Annotated in this window: 19 protein-coding genes and 1 pseudogene; 19 read left to right on the top strand and 1 reads right to left on the bottom strand. The window is 58.1% G+C overall.

All coding sequences use genetic code 11. The features are described from left to right. Positions 1–24 precede the first annotated feature (24 nt). Positions 25–912: a neutral zinc metallopeptidase gene (locus ADB08_RS10575; RefSeq protein WP_049172971.1), complete on the bottom strand. Its 888-nt coding sequence runs from the start codon at positions 910–912 to the stop codon at positions 25–27. A gap of 271 nt (positions 913–1,183) precedes the next feature. Here ADB08_RS10575 and aspS point away from each other — a divergent pair, with 271 nt between their 5' ends. The 19 genes and pseudogenes from aspS (at position 1,184) to carA (ending at position 22,593) form a co-directional block, all read left to right on the top strand. Next, entirely contained in the window at positions 1,184–3,013 is a 1,830-nt protein-coding gene (gene aspS / locus ADB08_RS10570) for an aspartate--tRNA ligase (RefSeq protein ID WP_016422693.1), read from the top strand. Positions 3,014–3,160: 147 nt separating this feature from the next. Further along, on the top strand, positions 3,161–4,342 hold the full coding sequence (locus ADB08_RS10565; RefSeq protein ID WP_016422694.1) for a phosphotransferase family protein: 1,182 nt from the start codon (positions 3,161–3,163) through the stop codon (positions 4,340–4,342). Positions 4,343–4,490: 148 nt separating this feature from the next. Further along, a complete protein-coding gene (locus tag ADB08_RS10560) occupies positions 4,491–5,816 on the top strand; it encodes a replication-associated recombination protein A (protein ID WP_224433708.1) in 1,326 nt (441 codons plus the stop codon). Between the two features lie 128 nt (positions 5,817–5,944). Next, positions 5,945–8,605 carry an alanine--tRNA ligase gene (gene alaS, locus ADB08_RS10555; RefSeq protein ID WP_016422696.1) on the top strand — a complete coding sequence of 887 codons (2,661 nt, stop codon included), beginning with the start codon at positions 5,945–5,947 and terminating at the stop codon, positions 8,603–8,605. A gap of 37 nt (positions 8,606–8,642) precedes the next feature. Then, positions 8,643–9,146, top strand: coding sequence for a Holliday junction resolvase RuvX (gene ruvX / locus ADB08_RS10550; protein ID WP_016422697.1), 504 nt, complete (start codon positions 8,643–8,645; stop codon positions 9,144–9,146). 261 nt (positions 9,147–9,407) lie between these two features. Further along, positions 9,408–10,634, top strand: a complete 1,227-nt coding sequence (gene mltG / locus ADB08_RS10545; protein ID WP_049172968.1) for an endolytic transglycosylase MltG — start codon at positions 9,408–9,410, stop codon at positions 10,632–10,634. 14 nt (positions 10,635–10,648) lie between these two features. Further along, a complete protein-coding gene (locus ADB08_RS10540) occupies positions 10,649–11,464 on the top strand; it encodes a shikimate dehydrogenase (RefSeq protein WP_016422699.1) in 816 nt (271 codons plus the stop codon). Between the two features lie 26 nt (positions 11,465–11,490). Then, the gene (locus tag ADB08_RS10535) at positions 11,491–12,102 is read left to right on the top strand and encodes a prepilin peptidase (RefSeq protein WP_016422700.1); all 612 of its coding nucleotides are present in this window, start codon (positions 11,491–11,493) and stop codon (positions 12,100–12,102) included. Positions 12,103–12,196: 94 nt separating this feature from the next. Beyond that, positions 12,197–13,384 (top strand): chorismate synthase, encoded by a 1,188-nt coding sequence (gene aroC, locus ADB08_RS10530; RefSeq protein WP_187269731.1) that lies wholly within the window; start codon positions 12,197–12,199, stop codon positions 13,382–13,384. Positions 13,385–13,424: 40 nt separating this feature from the next. Next, a complete protein-coding gene (locus tag ADB08_RS10525) occupies positions 13,425–13,946 on the top strand; it encodes a shikimate kinase (RefSeq protein WP_048731844.1) in 522 nt (173 codons plus the stop codon). A gap of 87 nt (positions 13,947–14,033) precedes the next feature. Next, positions 14,034–15,143 carry a 3-dehydroquinate synthase gene (gene aroB, locus ADB08_RS10520; protein ID WP_016422703.1) on the top strand — a complete coding sequence of 370 codons (1,110 nt, stop codon included), beginning with the start codon at positions 14,034–14,036 and terminating at the stop codon, positions 15,141–15,143. Beyond that, on the top strand, positions 15,140–15,616 hold the full coding sequence (gene aroQ, locus ADB08_RS10515) for a type II 3-dehydroquinate dehydratase (protein WP_016422704.1): 477 nt from the start codon (positions 15,140–15,142) through the stop codon (positions 15,614–15,616). The genes aroB and aroQ overlap by 4 nt, the downstream gene beginning before the upstream one ends. Beyond that, positions 15,613–16,785 (top strand): M24 family metallopeptidase, encoded by a 1,173-nt coding sequence (locus ADB08_RS10510; RefSeq protein WP_049172962.1) that lies wholly within the window; start codon positions 15,613–15,615, stop codon positions 16,783–16,785. The genes aroQ and ADB08_RS10510 overlap by 4 nt, the downstream gene beginning before the upstream one ends. Before the next feature lie 87 nt (positions 16,786–16,872). Further along, positions 16,873–17,436, top strand: coding sequence for an elongation factor P (efp, locus tag ADB08_RS10505; RefSeq protein ID WP_016422706.1), 564 nt, complete (start codon positions 16,873–16,875; stop codon positions 17,434–17,436). Positions 17,437–17,484: 48 nt separating this feature from the next. Continuing rightward, positions 17,485–18,006 (top strand): annotated as a pseudogene (nusB, locus tag ADB08_RS10500) (transcription antitermination factor NusB); the annotation flags it as partial. 434 nt (positions 18,007–18,440) lie between these two features. Beyond that, positions 18,441–19,010 carry a bifunctional pyr operon transcriptional regulator/uracil phosphoribosyltransferase PyrR gene (gene pyrR / locus ADB08_RS10495; protein WP_016422708.1) on the top strand — a complete coding sequence of 190 codons (570 nt, stop codon included), beginning with the start codon at positions 18,441–18,443 and terminating at the stop codon, positions 19,008–19,010. Continuing rightward, positions 19,007–19,960 (top strand): aspartate carbamoyltransferase catalytic subunit, encoded by a 954-nt coding sequence (locus ADB08_RS10490; RefSeq protein WP_016422709.1) that lies wholly within the window; start codon positions 19,007–19,009, stop codon positions 19,958–19,960. The genes pyrR and ADB08_RS10490 overlap by 4 nt, the downstream gene beginning before the upstream one ends. Next, a complete protein-coding gene (locus ADB08_RS10485) occupies positions 19,961–21,322 on the top strand; it encodes a dihydroorotase (RefSeq protein ID WP_016422710.1) in 1,362 nt (453 codons plus the stop codon). 38 nt (positions 21,323–21,360) lie between these two features. Beyond that, positions 21,361–22,593 (top strand): glutamine-hydrolyzing carbamoyl-phosphate synthase small subunit, encoded by a 1,233-nt coding sequence (gene carA, locus ADB08_RS10480; protein WP_255465687.1) that lies wholly within the window; start codon positions 21,361–21,363, stop codon positions 22,591–22,593. The last annotated feature ends 6 nt before the right edge of the window (positions 22,594–22,599 follow it).

Raw genomic sequence — 22,599 nt, 5'->3', positions numbered from 1 at the left:
ACGCGCATTTGTTGAGTGCGGAGTCTAGCTGTAGACGCCGCGCTCGAGAGTGTCGCACTGAGACATCTTTCCTGACTTGTAGCCGGTGAGGAATGCCTTCGTACGCTGCTCGGCCGAGCCGTGGGTCCAGGAGTCCGGTTGAACACCACCGCCGGAATGCTGCTGGATGGTGTCATCGCCAATGGCCTTCGTAGTTTTGAGGGCATCGGCAACTTGCTCGTCGGAAAGCGGTTCGAGGATTGCGTCCGGCCCCTTGTCCGCGTAATGAGCCCAGATACCCGCGTAGCAGTCGGCCTGCAGCTCGATCTTTACAGCGTCGGAATCGGGGCCCGGTTCGTTGTAGTTACTGCGGCCGAGTGTGCCCTCCAACCTTTGGATATGGTGGGCGAATTCGTGGGCCACGACGTATTCCTGTGCGAGCGGTCCGTTGCCTCCGCCCATGCGCTCCAGGGTGCTAAAGAACTCCGTGTCGAAGTAGGCCGTTTGATCGGCGGGGCAGTAGAACGGGCCGGTGGACGAGGACGCTGCGCCGCAGCCCGACTGAGTGGAGCCTTCAAAGAGGACTAAGCCTGGGTTCGTGTACTCGATGCCGGCCTGTGCGGGGAGTTGTTCTTCCCAGACTCGGTCGACCGAAATACCGGCGAATTCCATCCGGCAATCGATGCGGCTGTTGGCATCTTCGCCGGTCTTGCATGGATCCTCGCCAGGGGACTGCTGTGCAGTCTGCGAGGACTGGTTGTTCTGGGCACCTGTCAGCTGTCCCAATTGTCCCGGGTCGCCGCCGAGAAGTAAGTACAGGCCGATGAGGACAAGGCCGCCGATACCGCCACCGCCTACGGCGATAGCGCGGCCACCACCCGAGCGTCGCTCGGCACGAGCCGAGCTCTTTTGGAAGTCATTCCGGAAGGTCATAGGAGTAAGACTATTGCATAAGGTGCGGAAAACGGGCCATTGAATAGCGCTGCGTCATAGTATCCGCATGTAAATCAACGTCAGGATCTACGGAGAACTTTGTCTAAGTGAGTACATGAAGCCCGAGGTAGACCCAACGCGATGACCGGTAATAAGCAAAATAGCCGGGGTCTTCTTCTCACCTTTCTGGCTTCAAGGTAGACTACACGGACGAAACCGCTATCCACAGCGTTAATCCCTATAGCACCAATTTTGGAAGGACCAATTCGCAGTGCTTCGTACGCATCTTGCCGGAGACCTCCGCGCTGACCTCGCCGGCAGCACAGTAACCCTGACCGGTTGGGTAGGACGCCGCCGTGACCATGGTGGCGTGATCTTCATCGACATGCGTGACCGCTCCGGTTACGCCCAGGTTGTGTTCCGCAACAGCGAAGTTGCTGAGCGTGCACACCACCTGCGCAGCGAATACTGCATTCAGGTCACCGGTGTCGTTGAGAAGCGCCCGGAGGGCTCCGAAAACCCGAACCTGGCATCGGGTGAAATTGAGGTCAATGTTACGGAGCTGACCATCCTCAACGAGTCGGCGGCATTGCCGTTCCAGCTCGAGGATGTTGGAACTTCTGGCACTGTCGGCGAGGAAGCCCGCCTGAAGTACCGCTACCTAGACCTACGCCGTGAAGGCCCGGCCAAGATTATGCGTCTCCGTGCGGCTGTCAACCGCGCAGCCCGTAAGGTGCTGGACAGCCACGACTTCACCGAAATCGAGACCCCGACGTTGACTCGCTCTACGCCGGAAGGTGCTCGTGACTTCGTGGTGCCGGCTCGTTTGAAGCCGGGCACTTTCTACGCACTGCCGCAGTCCCCTCAGTTGTTCAAGCAGCTGCTTATGGTCGCTGGCATGGAGCGCTACTACCAGATCGCCCGCTGCTACCGAGATGAGGACTTCCGCGCTGACCGCCAGCCGGAGTTCACTCAGCTCGACGTTGAGATGAGCTTCGCCGAGCAGGACGATGTCATTGCGCTGGCAGAAGAGATTCTGGTTGCTATCTTCGCCGAGGCCGGTGTCACTGTTCAGACCCCGATTCCACGCATGACCTTCAAGGAGGCCATGGAGAAGTACGGTTCTGACAAGCCGGACCTGCGCTTCGACATTCCGCTGGTGGAGTGCACCGAGTTCTTCAAGGACACCACTTTCCGTGTCTTCCAGAACGATTACGTCGGTGCAGTTGTTATGGACGGTGGCGCATCGCAGCCTCGTCGTCAGCTCGACGCTTGGCAGGATTGGGCCCGCCAGCGCGGCGCAAAGGGCTTGGCCTACATCCTTGTTGGGGAGGACGGCACTCTGGGCGGCCCGGTTGCCAAGAACATTACTGACGCAGAGCGTGAAGGCATCGCGGCGCACGTAGGCGCGAAGCCGGGTGACTGCATCTTCTTCGCTGCAGGTGACGCTAAGAGCTCCCGTGCACTGCTGGGTGCTGCTCGTGGAGAGATTGCCAAGAAGCTCGGCCTTATCAAGGAAGGCGACTGGGCATTCACCTGGGTCGTCGACGCACCGTTGTTCGAGCCGGCTGCCGACGCTACCGCTTCCGGTGACGTTGCCCTGGGCCACTCGCAGTGGACTGCTGTGCACCACGCCTTCACCTCGCCGAAGCCAGAGCACATGGATACCTTCGACAAGGATCCTGGCAACGCACTGGCTTACGCCTACGACATCGTCTGCAACGGTAACGAAATTGGTGGCGGCTCCATTCGTATTCACCGCCCAGATGTCCAGAAGCGCGTCTTCGATGTTATGGGCATCGGCGAGGAAGAGGCACAGGAGCAGTTCGGCTTCCTGCTGGATGCCTTCCAGTACGGCGCTCCGCCGCACGGTGGTATCGCATTCGGTTGGGACCGTATCGTTTCCCTGCTGGCCGGCGTTGACTCGATTCGCGAAGTTATCGCCTTCCCGAAGTCCGGTGGCGGCGTTGATCCGTTGACTGACGCCCCGACTCCGATTACCGCTCAGCAGCGCAAGGAGACCGGTATCGACTTCAAGCCGAAGCCAAAGCAGAAGGCAGACGGCGTTAAGGCAGCAGCCGACGCAGGCGACAGCAAGTAAACAAAGAAATCACATTGCGAGGAATGTGATCTGTCACTCCAGCGTGAACAGCGCGAGTGGCGCCAATTCCTCCTAACCAAGGCGTTACTGGCCACAACGCAACATCCGTATCGCCTGACTGAAACTGGCTCATTGAAAGGGCATTCAATGGAGTACTCGGACGACGCTGCAGCAGAAGTTGACAGCGTAGTTAAAGATGCAGAGACACTGCTTTCCGCACGATTCGGCGGCACTCCAGTGTTGTCGGATCCAGAAGTACTTACAGGTCAGTCAAACGCTCTTGTTGTCCGCGTACGGGTCGCCACAAATCCCTTTATGCAGGAACGCACGGTCGTCGTAAAGCAAATTCCTACGACGACTGAAGGCGTCGATCCCGCCGTTTTACGGGAAGTCGTGGCGTACCAGTTCATCAATACACTGCCTGACGACGTCCGCCCGGGGCCTCAGCTTCTTGCTTACGATGTTTCAAAGCAGCTATTGGTTCTCAGCGACGTCGGTGTCGTGGACACTCTTGCGGACGTACTCTTTCGTGGCGATGAAGAGCGACGATTGCGCGCATTCCGCAGCCTCGGCGCTTCGCTGGGTCGGATGCATATTCACACGCATACTCGTGAAGAGGGATTTGAGACCCTGCGTCGTCGTATGTGGGTGAAGAACAAGGTCGATCGCGAGGCTCTCGAGGCGCGTGACCACGGCATTGTGTCGGGGATTCGCTTTGGTATGCGAGCTGTCGAGGGGTCCGGCATTCCTGTTCCCGACGCTGTGCGCTCTTTCGGTGAGGATGCTGCTCGTCGAATTGAGAAGGGCACGCATAGGGCGTTTACTCCGTTTGACCTCGCCCCGGACAACATTCTGCTGGCGGATAAGGTCCAGTTCCTCGACTATGAGTGGGCTGGTTACCGCGATGTCATCTTCGACGTGGCCAGCGTCGTCGCAGGCTTCCCGCTGCACGTTTTCGTGGAGCGTCCATCGGAGGCAGAGGTCGACGTGTTTGTCCGTGCCTGGATGGAAGAGATTCGTGACCATTGGTATCGCGGCACGAGCGACCGCCGTTTGATGGCGTTCATCGCTGCGGCGTTGCTCGGTTGGTTTTTCATCTCCGCAACGGTTTCCTTCTTCGGTTCTCCAAAACAAGCGCTGTGGGTGGGGCATGAAGGACGCACGGACCTGAAGCCGGAAGTTGGCGGCTCAGCACTGGAGCGGCGCGACATGGCTAACACGGCTCGCGCGATTGCACAGTTCGCCCATAAGTGTGAGGACGATCGTGCCGACGAGCTGGAACAGTTCGCGCATGCAGTCATCGATTTCTTAGAGCAAGAGGAAGGCTAGGGCACACGTGGCGGATCCGAATAAGCTGCCGTCAGGCGGTGCAAACGGCTCCGCCGATGACGCTCCAGGGCTTTTCGACGAGCCTTCGGTCGCCGGACCTACAGCGGCCAAGAGCCAAGGTCGGAGTGCGGGGCCAGCAAGCACTGGCCTGAACTCCGATGCGAGCGCCTATTTTCACCCAGGTGCACACGCGCCGTTGGCGGTTCGGATGCGACCGCGAAACCTCGATGAAGTCGTTGGTCAAGACCACCTGTTAGCCCCCGGAGCACCGTTGCGCCGTCTGGTCGAAGGTGGCGGCGACACCTCCGTTATTTTGTTTGGCCCTCCCGGAACTGGCAAGACCACTCTCGCCAGTTTGATTTCCGCGGCGACTGGACGACACTTTGAAGCGCTTTCCGCGCTTAATGCCGGGGTAAAGGAAGTGCGTGCGGTTATCGACACTGCTCGTCGCACGCTCGTTAACCAGGGCATTCAAACGGTGCTCTTCATCGACGAGGTGCACCGTTTTTCCAAGACCCAGCAGGATGCCCTGTTGGGTGCCGTGGAAAACCGGATTGTCCTTCTCGTCGCGGCAACGACGGAAAACCCATCCTTCTCAGTGGTGTCCCCGCTGCTCAGTCGGTCACTGCTGTTGCAGTTGCAGTCACTGGACGACGAAGCCGTCGGCACGCTCATTGATCGAGCACTTACCGATGAGCGCGGCCTGAATGGTCGCGTCAGTATGACAGACGATGCACGTAAACAGCTCATTGCGCTGGCAGCTGGTGATGCTCGTCGTTCCCTCACGTACCTCGAGGCAGCCGCAGAAGCCGTCGCCGATGGTGAGCAGATTACCGCTGAGTCGCTTGCCAATTCGATCAACAGAGCCGTGGTTCGCTATGACCGCGACGGCGACCAGCATTACGACGTCACCAGCGCGTTTATTAAGTCCGTTCGCGGATCTGATGTCGATGCTGCCCTGCATTACCTGGCGCGGATGATTGAGGGTGGGGAAGACCCTCGGTTTATTGCCCGCCGAATCGTTATTCTGGCCAGCGAAGACATCGGTATGGCCGACCCGACAGCTCTGCAAACCGCCGTCGCCGCGGCGCAGGCAGTTGCCTTGATAGGGATGCCGGAAGCCCGGCTGACGCTGGCGCAGGCCACGATTCACTTGGCAACAGCACCGAAGTCGAATTCGGTCATAAGCGCAATCGACGGGGCATTGAAGGATGTTCGTTCCGGGAAGACCGGACCGGTGCCACCACATTTGCGGGACGGACATTACAGCGGGGCTAAGGACCTTGGTCACGCGGTGGACTATATCTACCCGCACAATGACCCCATGGGTGTCGTCGCCCAACAGTATCCACCAGATCAGTTGGTGGGCACTGATTATTTCGTCCCATCCAATCACGGTCGTGAAAACGGCATGGCTGAATACCTCGGACGCATTCGCCGAATTATCCGGGGGAGCCGCCGGAAATCGAAGTAGGCGAGATCGGTCGGAATCTACGGGGTGCCGGTGGGGTGGTTTTAAAGTTGCTCGAACCGAGCGGGTAGACTGCTAGTTTTGTATTAAACATCTCGGACGCTCGACGTGAAACGAGGAAGTAGAACACCGTGCAGACTCATGAAATTCGAAATCGCTTCATCCAGCATTTCGTAAAGGCGGGACACACCGAGGTCCCCAGTGCCTCCCTGGTTTTGGATGACCCGAACCTGCTGTTCGTTAATGCCGGCATGGTGCCGTTCAAGCCCTACTTCCTCGGCAATGAGACTCCGGACTTCTCCACCGCGACCTCAATTCAGAAGTGCGTGCGCACACTGGACATTGAAGAGGTGGGTATCACCACCCGCCACAACACCTTCTTCCAGATGGCGGGTAACTTCTCCTTCGGAAATTACTTCAAGGAAGGTGCCATCACTCATGCATGGAGCCTTCTGACTGGTGCTGTTGAGGACGGCGGCTTTGGCATCCCGGCTGAGAAGCTGTGGGTGACGGTTTTCCTCGATGACGATGAGGCCCATGACATCTGGCACGAGAAGGTTGGTGTGCCGGAAGAGCGCATTCAGCGCCGAGGCATGGCGGACAACTACTGGTCCATGGGTGTGCCTGGCCCGTGTGGCCCGTGTTCAGAGATTTTCTACGACCGCGGCCCGGAGTACGGTGCTGACGGTGGCCCAGAGGCGGACGAGGATCGCTACATCGAGATTTGGAACCTCGTCTTCATGGAAAACGAGCGTGGCGAAGGAACAGGCAAGGACTCTTTCGAGATTCTTGGCCCACTGCCGAAGAAGAACATCGATACCGGTATGGGCATCGAGCGCGTTGCTTTCCTGCTACAGGGTGTCGACAACGTCTACGAAACCGATCTGCTGCGTCCGGTTATCGACGAAGCTGAGCGGCTCACCGGTTCGAAGTACAGCTCCAACCACCAGGACAACATCCGTTTCCGCGTCATCGCCGACCACAGCCGCACCGGCTTGATGCTGATGCTCGACGGTGTCACCCCCTCGAACTCCGATCGTGGCTATATCCTGCGTCGCCTGCTGCGCCGCATCATCCGCTCTGCGCGTCTGCTCGGCGCTAACGGTCCAGTGCTGGAGAAGCTGATTGGTATTGCGGCCGAGACCATGACCCCGTCGTACCCAGAGATCGCGGAGAACTGGAACCGTATTCGCCGCGTCGCCGTCGCCGAGGAAAAGACCTTCACCAAGACTCTGTCCGCCGGTGAGGAGCTGTTCGAACGTGCTGCCACCAAGGCCAAGGCAGAGGGTAAAACCGTTCTATCCGGTCACGACGCCTTCACCCTGCATGACACCCACGGCTTCCCAATCGACCTGACCATCGAGATGGCCGAAGAGGCCGGCCTGACCATCGACCGCGAGGAATTCGATCGCGAGATGGCTGAGCAGCGTGCGCGCGCAAAGGCCGACAGCCAGGCAAAGAAGCAGTCTCACACCGACCTGCATGTCTACCGCGAGTTCATCGATGAACACCCGACGTCCTTCACTGGTTACGATCGGCTTGCCGACGAATCCACGATTCTTGGCATCATTGCCGATGGCCAGAAGCAGTCGTTTGCCGCAGAGGGCGATGAGATTGAGGTTATCCTCGATCGCACTCCGCTCTACGCCGAGGCCGGCGGTCAGCTGGCTGACCGTGGTCGTATCGTGACTGATTCCGGCGCTGTGGTCCACATCAACGATGTTCAAAAGGTGGGCAAGAAGCTGTGGCTGCACAAAGGCATTGTCACCGCTGGTGAATTCACTCCGGGTGTCTCCGCTGAAGCTTTGGTCGACGAGCAGTGGCGTCACGGTGCTCGTCAGGCGCACACTGCAACTCACTTGATTCACGGTGCTCTGCGTCAGGTACTGGGGGATACTGCAACTCAGGCTGGTTCCATGAATAAGCCGGGCTACCTCCGTTTCGACTTCAAGTACGGTGAGCAGCTCACACCGGAACAGCTCCGTGAGATTGAGCAGATCACCAATGAGGCTGTCGACAACGACTGGGCTGTCAATACTGCCGAGATGCCTTTGGAAGAGGCCAAGGCAGCTGGTGCCATGGCATTGTTCAACGAGAACTACGGCGACATCGTCCGCGTTGTCGAGGTCGGTGGCCCGTTCTCAATTGAGCTGTGTGGCGGTACCCACGTTTCGCATTCTTCGCAGATTGGTCCGGTAGCTGTGCTGGGCGAGTCCTCGGTCGGATCGGGCGTGCGCCGTATTGAGGCTTACTCGGGTATGGATTCCTTCCGCTACCTGTCCACCGAGCGTCTCCTGGCTGAACGACTGGCCACTGAATTCAAGGCTCCTTCTGCTGAGCTGCCAGACCGCATTGCAGCACTGGCTGAAAAGCTCAAGGCTGCAGAGAAGCAGCTCGCTGATTTCAAGGCCGGACAGCTGCTGGCCAATGCCGCGTCTCACCTGGAGTCCGCTCGCACCATCGGCGATGTCACCTACCTCGGCCTTAAGCTTCCCGACGGTACGGAGATGAAGGACATCCGTTCGCTGGCTAATGACTTGGCGAAGCGCCTTGCGGATCGCCCAAGCGTCATTGCGTTGATTTCCAACGCTGGCGGCAAGGTTCCGTTTGTGGCCTCGGTTTCGGATGAAGCCGTCAATCGCGGTATTAAGGCCGGCGATTTGGTGAAGCTGATGGGCGCTGAGGTCGGCGGCAAGGGCGGCGGTAAACCGGCAATGGCACAGGGCTCCGGCTCTGATGCTTCCGGAATCGACGCAGCATTGGCCGCGGTTGAGGCCGAACTGTCCAAGTAGCCAATTAACGGCTGTGCTATCGGAAGAGCAGTAAACAATGGCTAAGCCCCGTATTGATACCCCCGGTCAGGATGATCCCGGTCGGGGTCGACGGCTCGGAATCGACGTCGGCGATGTCCGCGTTGGCGTCGCGGTCTCTGACCCCGACTGTATCCTGGCGACCCCGGTTGAAACAGTCACTCGAGCAACGGGGCGAAAAGATCCTGACGGGCCGGATATTGACCGGCTCGTGGAACTTGCCACTGAACTTGAGGTCGTCGAGATTGTTCTCGGCATGCCCCTCATGCTCGACGGCTCGTTCGGGACTTCTGCGCGGAAAGCTACTGACGTTGGATTCCGGCTGCAGCGCCGACTCGGTGACCGAGTCGTAGTGCATTACGCCGACGAGCGGATGACGACGGTAATGGCCCAATCACGGCTGCACGCAGCAGGTATTGATGTTAAGTCCGGGCGGAAGATTATTGACCAGGTTGCGGCAGTAGAAATTCTGCAGTCCTGGTTGGACAGACGGGCAAAAGCTTTGGACGGAAATACCGACTAAGGGGGCACACAAAAGTTACCGAAAGGTGACAATTCACCCACCTTTGCGCAATTATTAAGTGTGTAATACCTAAGCACGTTTGTCGCGTGCATAGGATTTGAAAAGTTGAAGTGGCGATTCACACCTACAATGCAACCTAGTGCTACGACTTCGTCGTAAAGCTATGTCGCACCAGTCGTTATCAGTCGCGTGTCGTACCCGAACGGGAAGACTCCTTGCTGATACCGATGGGAGAGTGAGCTGCATTCGAGGAGATTATTGATGAGTAAAGACGCGCAGACTGCGCGCCGCACTGATAGCGGCGGTGCCGACCGGGACCGCGCTGGTGCTCGCAGCGGTGGGACAAAGTCTCGAGTTCGTCACCGCCAAACGGCAGTGGCAATCAATGTGACTTCTGTCCTGTTATGCGTGTTGGTCCTCGGAGTGATTGGCCTCGTCTGGAACCGTGGCGGCATTGTTGACGATTACGATGGCAAAGCTGAGGGTCCATTGACGATTGTTGAGGTCAGTGAAGGCACGTCACTTACTGATTTGTCCAACCAGTTGGTGGAAAGCGGCGTCGTCAAGTCTTCCCGTGCGTTCATCCAGGCCGCGAATGAGAACTCTCATTCAAGTGAATTGCAGCCTGGTTTCTACCGACTCCATCAGCGGATGAAGGCCGACGAGACCGTCGAGGCTCTTCTGGATGTCGAAAATCAGGTCGGTACCGTTGACATTCCGACTGGCGCCCGTTTCGCCGATACCCGCATTGTGTCCTCATCGGATGTACGTAAGGGATTTTTCTCGCTTATTTCTGAGGCCACTTGTGTTGAAGACAATGACTGCGTATCCAAGGCCGATCTCGAACGTGCTGCTGGCGAGGCCGATTTGGCCGCGCTGGGTGTTCCAGAATGGGCACGGGACGCGGTAGCTGCGCGTGGCAACGACCCTCGTCGTCTTGAGGGACTCATTACGCCGGGTATTCATCACCTTGACCCGCAGCAGACGCCCGAACAGATGCTTGCAAAATTGGTCAAGGAATCGGTGAAGAATTATGAGGACACGGGTCTCATGGCTTCAGCGGACATGGTTGGTCTTACTCCATACGAGCTGATTACCGCAGCTTCTTTGATCCAGATGGAGGCGCCAGATGGCGACTTCGATAAGGTCGCTCGCGTTATTCTCAACCGTCTCGACGAACCGATGCAGCTGCAGTTCGACTCGACAGTCAACTACGACCTGCCAGATCAGGAAATCGCAACCACGGATGAGGACCGCGCGCGAAAGACCGCGTGGAACACCTACGCCAAGGAGGGGCTGCCGGAAACCCCCATTGCTTCGCCCTCCATCGAGGCGATTCGTGCCATGGAAAATCCGGCTGACGGCACCTGGCTGTACTTTGTCACGGTGGACAAGGAAGGAAATACTGTCTTTAGCACGACCTTCGAAGAGCACGAGGCCGCTATCGACGAGTCACGCAACAATGGCGTGCTGGATTCCAACCGCTAAGAGGTAGAACTCCTATGCCTATAACTCATCGCGCAGCCGTGCTGGGAGATCCGATTGATCACTCGTACTCGCCGGCTATTCACAACGCCGGTTACCGCGCTGCGGGAATGAATGACTGGCACTATGACCGCATCCGATGCAACGCCGAAGAGCTTGCCGACGTCGTTGGTGGCGCAGACCCCAGTTTCCAGGGGTTTTCCGTCACGATGCCCGGCAAGTTTGCCGCGCTGGACTTCGCCGATGAAGTCAGTGAGCGCGCGAGGCTCATTGGTTCAGCGAACACTCTGGTCCGTCGCGATTCGGATTGGTTTGCCGACAACACCGATGGCGACGGCGTACTGGGAGCACTGCGCGAGATAGACTGCACGAACGCACCACGTGGCCGCGCCGTTGTTGTTGGTGCCGGTGGCACAGCACGGCCGGCACTTTGGGCGCTGTCGCAGCTGGGGGTCAATCATGTGACCGTGGTAGCGCGCTCCGAGCGCGCATATGACATTGAACCATTAGCTGCCGCGCTGGGGATGGAATTTGTTTGGGTGACTTTTGATGTTCCAAACCTGGCAGATATTGCTGGTAATGCCGACGTGCTGGTCTCTACGGTGCCGTCAGCCGCAATTGAGTCGGTTGCTGGCTACCTCGCTCGAGCACCGAAGATTCTCGACGTCATTTACAATCCCTGGCCAACCCCACTTGTGAAAGCAGCGGAACGCGGAGGGACACAGGCGGTCGGTGGATTGTCCATGTTGCTACATCAAGCGGTGGGACAGTTTGAGCAGTTTACTGGACGCACTCCCGATGTCGAGGCGATGCGTGCAGCGCTGCCGAACTAGCTCACAACCGTTACAATCCCAAAGTTATGGGGTGGGGAATAACTGAGATAGGGCTGTCTCCGATTGGACAGCACAGGATTGCCCCGGTCTACCTTGACCGGGTTTTCTATTTCCTAGTCGTGATGCTTGTACTCGGCTGGGGCGGTATTGGCTGCTGGTTGGATGTGACTCGGCGAAGACTACCGAACTGGTGGTTAGTGCTAGGGGCAGTGGGTCTGATAGCAACCACTGGAATGGTGCTCCAGCAAAAGAGCACCTTGGCTGACAATCTCGCCAGTGCAGTCGCAGCCATAGGAACAGGAATAGGCCTCTGGTTTGGCCTCTATGTAGCAGTCTTCATCTTCAACCCACGCTCTATGGGGGCTGGAGATGTGAAGCTCGCAGCAATTCTCGGGGGCGGTGTCGGTCTGGTATCGGGCGAGCCAGTGGCGACAGCAATTTGGATTGCAGTGGCAATTCTGTTGGCTGCCGGACTCACTCTCCTCATGGCAGGAGTCACCGCGGGAAAGCGGGGCTGGGGTGACCGTCGTAAAGCAAAAACAGCGCCTGTACCGGCGAGCGTGCCTCATGGGCCTGCGATGCTTGCAGCAACCGCCATTGTGTGGGGGATAAGCGGAGGGTACCTACAAGTCCCCTGAAGCGGTAGACCAGGGGCGATGAAATGGGGCATATTTGAAACTTGTATGCCCCCAAATGCACAAGAAGTACGGCAAACGTGACATTATGATACCTATGCTTCGTTGGACTACCGCGGGTGAATCTCACGGCAAAGCGCTTATCGCTCTCGTAGAAGGCGCGCCAGCCGGACTTCCCCTGACTACAGATGACGTATCACGCCACCTCGCACGCCGCCGCCTCGGCTATGGTCGCGGGGCGCGAATGAAGTTTGAGGCTGATGAGGTCACCCTGCTGACTGGCATTCGACATGGTGAGACGCTGGGATCGCCGATTGGCATTATGGTCGGCAACTCCGAATGGCCCAAGTGGACTGAGGTCATGAGCCCGGATCCAGTTGACCCAGTTGTTTTGGATACAGCTCGTGGCGCCACCTTAACCCGCCCGCGCCCGGGGCATGCCGATTTCAACGGCATGCTGAAGTACAACCACACCGATGCTCGAAACATCCTGGAGCGTTCATCGGCTCGCGAGACTGCAGCACGTGTGGCGGCATCGGTTGTGGCACGCTTAATTCTGCGTGAGACTCTCGGTGTGGAAGTTGTCAGCCACGTTATTTCCATCGGTCGTTCGGAGCCCTACGAGGGGCCACTGCCGACCTTCGCTGATCAGGACAAGATTGACGAGTCGCCAGTGCGTGCATTCTCCGCAGCTGCGGAGGAGTCGATGATTGACGAAATCAAGGCCGCCAAGAAGCAGGGCGACACCCTCGGTGGCATCGTCGAGGTCGTTGTCCACGGTCTGCCGGTGGGTCTGGGATCGCACATTTCCGGTGATGCCCGTCTGGATTCGCAGCTTGCGGCTGCCTTGATGGGAATTCAGTCCGTCAAGGGCGTGGAGATCGGCGACGGTTTTGAGGAAGCCCGTCGCCGTGGCACCGAGGCTCACGATGAAATGGTGCGTACCGACGACGGCGTGGATCGGGAAACTAACCGCGCCGGTGGCCTGGAGGGTGGCATGACTAATGCTCAACCTCTCGTTGTGCGTGCTGCGATGAAACCAATTTCGACCGTTCCGCGTGCGCTGAAGACCGTCGATATGGCCAGCGGCGATGCAGCTACCGCAATCCACCAGCGCTCTGATGTCTGCGCGGTCCCGGCCGGCGGTGTTGTCGCAGAGGCAATGGTCGCGCTGGTACTGGCGCGTGCAGTGATGGAAAAGTTCGGCGGCGATAGCCTGGAGGAAACCAAGCGTAACGTTGAGGGCTACTTGGAGCAGACTCGACGTCGCCTTGATTGGAAATAGCGCCACAGTCGCGCACACGAAGAAGGGTAAAACGAGGGGAATGTCCGTTCCTACTATTGTCCTTGTCGGACCGCCCGGATCGGGAAAGTCCACCATCGGTCGTCGACTGTCTCGTGCATTGAGCACAAGACTCACCGATACCGATGAGATGATTGAACAGCGCATGGGCAAGACTTGTGGGGAAGTCTTTTCCGAGCTGGGAGAGCCGGAATTCCGCCGTATCGAGGAACAAATCGTGGCGGAGGCTCTGACCCACGACGGAATCGTCTCACTTGGCGGTGGTGCCGTGATTTCGCAGGCGACCCGTGACCTGCTGGCAGACCATAACGTCGTCTACCTCGAGATCAGCATTGCAGAGGGGGTCCGTCGTACAGCGGGTAACAATTCGCGCCCGGTGCTCCAGGCGGATGACCCTGAGGCTCATTACCGCGCGCTCTATGAGGCTCGCCGAGCTTTTTACGAAGATGCAGCCACTTTCAAGGTGCGTTCCGACGAACGTTCCCCGCAGCGCGTTGTGGCCGAGATCCTCAGCTACCTCGATGAAACCTGCGACGAGGCTTAACTGGCGACTCTTAAAAGGCGGCAGCTAATCACTGCCGTATAACCAGCAACTCCATACATTTCTTACGCTAACGACTAGGGACTGACAATGAACTCAACCCGCACAATCCGTGTTGAAGGCCCATCCCCGTACACGGTGACCATGGGGCATGGACTCACCGAGCAGATTGCGGAGGCCGCTACCTTTGCCTCCCAGGTTGCGGTAATTCACCAGGGGAGCGTTCAAGAGCTGAGCTTCGGCGTCATCAAGGCACTGGCGGACAAGGGAGTCGACGCTTTCAGCATCCAGATTCCGGATGCGGAGGAGGGCAAGACGCTCGCAGTTGCTGAAACAGTTTGGGACACTTTTGGTGAACGCGGTCTGGGTCGGCGTGACGCGGTAATCGCGATTGGCGGCGGTGCAGCCACAGACTTCGGTGGATTCGTCGCCGCCGCGTGGATGCGTGGAGTGAAGGTTATCCAGGTCCCGACGACGCTGCTCGGCATGGTCGACGCGGCTGTCGGCGGTAAGACCGGTATCAACACTGCAGCCGGCAAGAACCTGGTCGGCGCTTTCCACGAGCCTGCCGCGGTGTTTTGTGACCTTGACGTCCTGCGCACCTTGCCGAAGGCCGAGCTGATTGCGGGCTCGGCAGAGATTATCAAGGCTGGATTTATCGCGGACACGAAGATTCTCGATCTTTACGAGGCAAACCCGCAGGCCTGCCTCGATGTTGACGGTGACCTGCCAGAACTGGTCGAGCGCGCGATTGCTGTCAAGGCACGCGTTGTCGTTGAGGATCTGAAGGAATCTGGCCTCCGTGAGATCCTGAACTATGGCCACACTTTCGGTCATGCCGTTGAGCACTTTGAAAACTACCGCTGGCGCCATGGCCACGCCGTAGCTGTAGGCATGGTTTATGTTGCTGAGCTGGCCAAGATCACCGGACATATTGATCAGGAACTCGTAGACCGCCACCGTCGCATCCTAGAGTGCATTGGGCTGCCAACGACCTACCAGGCAGGTCGTTTTACCGAGCTCTACGATGCTATGACCAGGGATAAGAAGAACCGCGATGGTGCGATCCGATTCGTTATTCTGGACAACCCCGGTGAAACAGCCCGTCTTGAAGGCCCGGGAATGGATGACCTCGAGCGTGCATACGAACTGCTCTGCAACAATGGGCACGCCGCATCGGAGGAGTCAGCCCGCTCATGACCTCTCTTCGCGCAGCAACTGATGCCACAACGGCGATTCCGACCGTGCTTGTTCTGAACGGCCCGAACCTCGATCGTCTAGGCAAGCGTCAGCCAGAAATTTACGGTGCCACTACTTTGGCCGATGTCGAATCTGAACTTCGCACCCTAGCCAAGGAGCTTGGCGTCGTAGTGGATTGCCGCCAATCCAACTATGAAGGTCAACTCATCGAGTGGGTTCACGAAGCTGCCGACTACGGTTGGCCAGTCATTATCAATCCAGGGGGGTTGACACACACCTCCGTCGCCCTACGTGACGCGCTTGCCGAAATTGCCGACGGCGCGGGCTTCCACGAGGTCCATATTTCAAACATTCACGCCCGGGAGGAGTTTCGGCACCACTCGTACCTGTCGGCGCTTGCCGCGGGCGTTATCGTCGGATGCGGAACTGATGGGTATTCCATGGCACTGAGAAGGGTGAGTACGAAACTATGACAGATATCTCCACGAACTACGCCGCCCGCCGAGCCGCTCTTATCGACGCATTGTCCGACAACGACTGCGACGGTTTCCTCACAGTCGATCCGACGCATGTTGGTTGGCTTACAGGTTTCCACGGCTCGAATGCTGGTTTGATTGTTGCGGCCAGTGGGGAAGCGCTGCTTTCCACCGACGGCCGCTATACGGTTCAGGCTGGCAAACAGGCACCGGACGTGGAGTTACTCACCGCCCGCAACACCGGCGTGGCACTCGTCGGTCAATGCCGAAAGCTGGATATCTCGCGTCTTGGTGTTGAATCTGAGTTCCTCACTATGGCCGCTTATCAAGAGCTAGAGGATGCCCGGCCACAGGCACTCGAGCTGGTATCGACTACGGGCGTCGTCTCTAAACTGCGGGAGGTCAAGTCCGATACAGAACTCGTCGCTCTGCGCCACGTCGCTGACATCGCGGTCCGCGCATTCGAGGACTTGCTTCACGACGGCATCGTGGTCGCCGGCCGCACGGAGCGCGAAGTCGCCGCAGAGTTGGAGTACCGCATGCGCATGCATGGCGCCGATCGGCCAAGCTTCGACACGATTGTCGCGAGCGGCCCGAATTCCGCCAAGCCACACCACGGAGCGGAAGATCGCGTAATCGAGGCAGGTGACCTGGTCACTATTGACTTTGGCGCCTTTGCCGGGGGCTACAACTCAGATATGACACGTACCCTCTTTGCCGGTGAGGCGGGAACGTCGTCAAGCGAAAACGATCCGAACAATACGTCGTCAGATTTGGACGGCGCGATTGTTGCCGGGGTGGAGTTCGCAGACGAGAAGGCCCGAGAGATTTACAATGTCGTGCTGGAAGCCCAGCTGGCTGGCGTAAAAGCGGCCGTGCCAGGGGCTAATGTTGTGGCTGTAGACGCAGCATGCCGGGACATTATTGAAAAGGCTGGTTATGGGGAGCACTTCGTTCATTCCACCGGCCACGGAATCGGTATTGAGGTGCATGAGGCTCCATTTGCTGCTCGCACCGGCAAGGGGAAGTTGGCAGCTGGCATGACGTTGACCATCGAGCCTGGTATTTATGTGCCGGGGTTCGGCGGTGTGCGCATCGAAGATACGTTGATTATCACCGACACCGAGCCGGAAATTATTACGCAGCTGCCGAAACCGCGAGCCTAACATCACGGCGTTTTATTTTTCTCTCGATGAGATACGGAGTATCGTGGTTTCGTCAGAGAGCTTTTTAACAATTTCAGGAGAGTTTAGTTGGCTACCACCGCAGATTTTAAAAACGGTCTAGTTATCAAGCACGACAATAAGCTTCAGCAGATCGTGGAGTTCCAGCACGTCAAGCCAGGTAAGGGTCCGGCATTCGTCCGCACCAAGCTGAAGGACGTTCTGACCGGCAAGGTTGTTGACAAGACTTTCAACGCTGGCGTCAAGATTGAGACTGCTACCGTCGACCGCCGCGACATGACGTACCTGTACCACGACGGTGAAGGATACGTCTTCATGGACGACAAGACCTACGACCAGATTTCCATCCTGGACGCTCAGATGCCGGAGGGTGCTAAGTTCCTGCTTCCGGAAACCACCTGCCAGGTGTCCTTCCATGAGGGCAACGTTCTTTTCGCTGAAATGCCTGTTTCGGTTGAACTGAAGGTTGAGCAGACCGACCCGGGTCTGCAGGGCGACCGCTCCACCGGTGGCACCAAGCCGGCAACTTTGGAGACTGGCGCTGAGATTCAGGTGCCGCTGTTCATCGAAACCGGCGACGTACTGAAGGTCGACACCCGTGACGGCTCCTACCTGTCCCGCGTCAACCACTAATTCCCTCATCTAGTTCACCCTTTTGTTGAGAGCGATACATACACATCCATGACTGAAAAGGATCACAAGTCCGTCGAGACCCCGGATGCGCAGGAGTCCGCGAAAGTTCGCGAACCTAACTACAAGCGCCACGGCGCGCGCTACCGTGCGCGCCGTCGTGCGGTAGATCTGCTATTTGAGGCCGAGCAGCGAGGCGTCGACGTCGTCAAGCTTCTTGAAGAGCGGCTGGAAATGGTCCGTAATCCCGATTTGGATGTGAACCCAATTGCGGAGTACACCGAGCAGATCGTGCGCGGTGTAGCTGCGGAAATTATCGGTATCGACTCGACGATTTCTTCGTACCTGACGGAGGAGTGGCCGCTGCGCCGTCTACCGGCAGTCGACCGTGCTATTTTGCGTCTTTCCACCTGGGAGCTGTTCTACAACTCCGACGTGCCTCCGCGTGTGGCCGTGGTGGAAGGCGTTGAGCTGGCATCGGAATACTCCACTGATGTGGCGGCACCGTACATCAACGCAGTTCTCGATGCCGAGGCCAAGATTGCCGACCAGGCACGCCTGGCAGCAGCAGCTGTTAGCACTTCGGTGGGCGAGTCCCAGTTCGACGAGGCTATTCAGGCACAGGCTGCTGCAAATGAGGAAGCTGACAAGGCACTGGCTGACTCCGATGAGATGGCTAAGATTACCGGCCTGGACATGAGCGATATTGCCAAGCTGGTGGCTGAAGACGTGGCTAAGAGCGAGAACGGGTCCTAGCCAATCAAAGCGGCCGGGCTCACTGCGAGCCGATCACAGTCGGTTCTCGCGGATTGTCTGAAACTCCAAGTCCCTTTTTTGGGGGCTTGGAGTTTTGTTGCATTTAGAGGCAATTTAAGTGTGAGTGCTATTCTGGTCAGCGGAAGTTTGCACCGCGACCGTAGTTGCGGGTCACGCAAACTGATAATCAAATATCCACAATCAAGACATCCTTTAACGGACCGCACTGAGAGGCGGGGAAGGAGGTCACGATGAGCGAAGGAACGCCGCAAACAACCGAGCTGCTCAATGCAGACGAAGTTGCACGTACCATCGCGCGCATCGCGCACCAAATCATTGAAAAAACTGCGCTGGATAGCCCAAATGCTGGGCGCGTAGTTCTCCTCGGTATTCCATCTGGTGGCGTACCGCTGGCGGAGAAGCTAGCCGATTTGATTGAACAGTTCTCCGGCATTCGCCCGGAAACTGGATCGCTTGATATCACCCTGTACAGGGATGACTTGCGCAAGGGCCCGCACCGCGCCCTGCAGCCCACGAACATTCCAAACTCCGGAATCGACGGCACCACCGTTGTTCTCGTAGACGATGTCCTCTTCTCAGGTCGCACAATTCGTGCCGCACTCGACGCTATTGCTGACATCGGTCGCCCGCGAGTAATTCAGCTTGCAGTGCTGGTTGATCGTGGTCATCGTCAACTACCAATTCGCGCCGATTACGTCGGTAAGAATCTGCCAACTTCCCGCGACGAAGACGTCGATGTGCTGGTAGAGGCACTTGACGGCCGTGACGCGGTTATTCTCACCCGGGCGGAGGAACAGTGAAACACCTGATTAGCATTGCGGATTTGACCAAGGATGAAATTGTCGGCCTGATGGATGAGGCCGATCGTTTCAAGGAGGTCATCCGCGGTCGGGAAATTAAGAAGCTGCCGACCCTGCGCGGCCGCACTATTTATAACCTCTTTTACGAGAACTCCACGCGTACCCGCTCTTCTTTTGAGACTGCGGGTAAGTGGATGAGCGCCGATGTTATTAATATCTCGGCTTCCTCTTCCTCTGTGAAGAAAGGCGAAAGTCTGAAAGACACCGCGCTGACTTTGGATGCTATCGGCGGCGATGCCATCGTCGTTAGGCACCCATCGTCGGGCGCGGCACAGCTGATCGCCAAGTGGACTGAGGAATTTGGCAACGGCCCATCGATCATCAACGCGGGTGACGGAAAGCACCAGCACCCGACGCAGGCTCTCCTGGACGCGGTGACGTTGCGTCAGCGCCTCGGTGGAATTGAGGGGCGCAAGGTCGTCATCGTTGGCGATATTTTGCACTCTCGCGTCGCTCGCTCTAACGCCGATCTGCTAAGCAAGCTCGGCGCCGAGGTCGTCTTCGTCGCGCCACCGACGCTGCTGCCGTTTGGCATCGAGACCTGGCCGGTGCGTGTTGCCTACCGCATGGAAGACGAGATTCGCGATGCTGATGCCGTGATGATGCTCCGCGTTCAGCAGGAGCGCATGAACGGAGGCTTCTTCCCATCCCATCGCGAATACGCCACTCGCTACGGGCTGTCGAAGGCTCGCGAGAAGATGCTTCGCGACGACTGCATTGTGATGCACCCAGGCCCGATGCTTCGTGGCATGGAAATTAACGATGCCGTCGCTGATTTGCCGCGCACTGCCGTGCTGCAGCAGGTAGCCAACGGTGTCCACGTCCGCATGGCAGTTCTTTTCACACTGCTGACCTCAGGTGTTTCCGCCAACTTGGAAGGGCAGGCATAAATGTCGAATCGCAATGAGTATGACGAAGCCTCGTACCCCGAGGTAGGACCATTGGCAGCACCCGCACGGGGACAGCTGCTGCTGAAGGGTGTGCGTCCCTACGGTGAAGGCGAAGATGTCGACGTTCTGATCGAAGATGGCGTTATCGCTGAGATTGGTGAAAATCTCACGGCCGAGGACGGGGTAGAGGTCCTGGAGTTCGACTCCCTCGTTCTCTTGCCAGGCCTGGTTGACATCCATGTGCACCTGCGCGAGCCGGGCCGTGAAGATACGGAAACCCTGGCCACTGGTTCCGCCGCCGCAGCACGCGGTGGTTTCACCGCAGTGTTCACTATGGCCAATACCGCGCCGGTAACCGATGACCCCTCGATTGCTGAGTCGGTGTGGCTCAAGGGCCAGGCGCTGAACCTCTGCGACGTTCACCCGGTCGGATCCATTACTAAGGGGCTGAAGGGCGAGACGCTGACTGAGTTCGGCATGATGGCAGACTCGCAGGCGAAGGTACGCATGTTCTCCGATGACGGTAAGTGCGTTGATAATCCGCTGATTATGCGCCGCGCGATTGAATACGCCCGCGGCGAAGACGTATTGCTGGCGCAGCACTGCGAAGATCCGCGTCTGACCGCAGATGCATCGGCTCACGAAGGTCCGACCGCCGCACGACTCGGCCTGACCGGGTGGCCGCGCGTAGCTGAGGAGTCGATCGTGGCCCGAGATGCCATTATGGCTCGCGACTACGGCGGACGCATGCACATCTGCCACGCTTCCACCGAAGGTACGGTTGAGCTGGTCAAGTGGGCAAAGGAGCATGATATTCCGCTGACCGCCGAGGTTACCCCGCATCACCTGATTCTCACCGATGAGAAGTTGGAGACCTACGACGGCGTCTACCGCGTCAATCCGCCGCTGCGTGAGCAGCGCGACACCCTGGCTCTGCGTCAGGCTCTGATTGACGGGATCATTGACTGTGTCGCTACCGACCACGCTCCGCACGGCTCTGAAGAAAAGTGCTGCGAGTTCGAGCACGCTAAGCCCGGCATGCTTGGTCTGGAGACCTCGATGCCAATCATCGCCGAAGAGTTCGTTTTGAAGGGCGATTGTGATTGGCGCTGGCTGGCCAAGGTCATGAGTGAGCGTCCCGCTCAAATCGTGAAGCTACCGGGGCACGGCCGTCCGATTGCTGTCGGTGAGCCTGCCAACCTGACCGTTGTTGACCCGGGCAAAAAGTGGACGGTCCGCGGCGAAGACCTGGCGTCGAAGTCTGAGAACACTCCTTATGAGGAAATGGAGATGGCCGTGTCCGTGGCAGCTACCGTGCTGCGCGGTAAGGTGACCGCTCTTAACGGAGAGGTCGCTGGATAATATTCATGTCAACGCATAAAAATTCACATGCGTCCCGTATGATTAATGTAAATTCCTCGCACGCTACCCAACTGAAAGGCAATAACGTGAGCAACGAGTCGCAGGCCGCGGCCGCTACAGCGGCAGTCCTGGTATTGGCAGATGGCCGAGTGTTCCGCGGACGCGGTTTCGGCGCCACCGGTACAACCCTGGGTGAGGCAGTTTTTACCACCGCTATGACGGGCTACCAGGAAACCCTGACGGACCCGTCCTACCACCGCCAGCTGATTGTGGCTACCGCACCACAGATCGGCAACACCGGTTGGAACGATGAGGACTACGAGTCCCGCGGAAACAAGATTTGGGCAGCTGGCTTTATTATCCGCGATTTGTCGCGCATTCCCTCCAACTGGCGCTCGGAGCGCAGCTTGGAAGATGAACTGAAGGCACAGGGCATCATCGGTATCCGCCAGATTGATACCCGCGCGCTGGTTCGCCATTTGCGCGACAATGGCTCGATTGCCGCTGGTATTTTCTCCGGTGAGGACGCACAGCAGCCCGTCGATAAGCTGGTGGAAATCGTTCGCGCTCAGCCTGCGATGAAGGGCGCGGATCTGGCTCGCGAGGTCAGCACCGATGAGGCCTATGTCGTGGAACCACAGGGGGAGAAGAAGGCACGTGTTGTGGCCTACGACCTGGGCATCAAGTCCAACACCCCGCGTGAGCTGGCTAAGCGTGGCCTGGAAGTCGTAGTTGTTCCGGCTAACACTCCGTACGAAGATATTAAGAAGGAATACCAGCCGGACGGTGTCTTCTTGTCCAACGGCCCGGGTGACCCGGCAACTGCTGATGAGATGGTTGCGGTCGCCAAGGCTGCCCTCGATGACGGCATGCCGCTATTCGGTATCTGCTTCGGTAACCAGATTCTTGGTCGCGCACTCGGCCTGAATACCTACAAGCTGGTCTTCGGTCACCGCGGCGTCAATGTTCCGGTGAAAGACCACCGCACTGGCCGTATTTTTATCACCGCTCAGAACCACGGTTTCGCACTTGAAGGCAAGGCCGGCGAGAGTTTCGATACCCCGTGGGGCGAGGCAGAGGTTACGCACACCTGCCTTAACGACGACGTCGTGGAAGGTGTCGCACTGAAGAACGGCATGGCCTTTTCTGTGCAGTACCACCCGGAGTCCGCAGCCGGCCCGCACGATGCGCACTCTCTCTTTGATGACTTCCTGGCGCTGATCCAGAAGGTCGATTTCAACAAGTCCGCAACCGGAAACTCGAACAAGTAGGAAAGG

Source organism: Corynebacterium sp. 239_CJEI (genome assembly GCF_001055995.1).
GTDB classification, from domain to species: domain Bacteria; phylum Actinomycetota; class Actinomycetes; order Mycobacteriales; family Mycobacteriaceae; genus Corynebacterium; species Corynebacterium jeikeium_D.
This window is presented reverse-complemented; position numbering and strand designations above follow the sequence as displayed.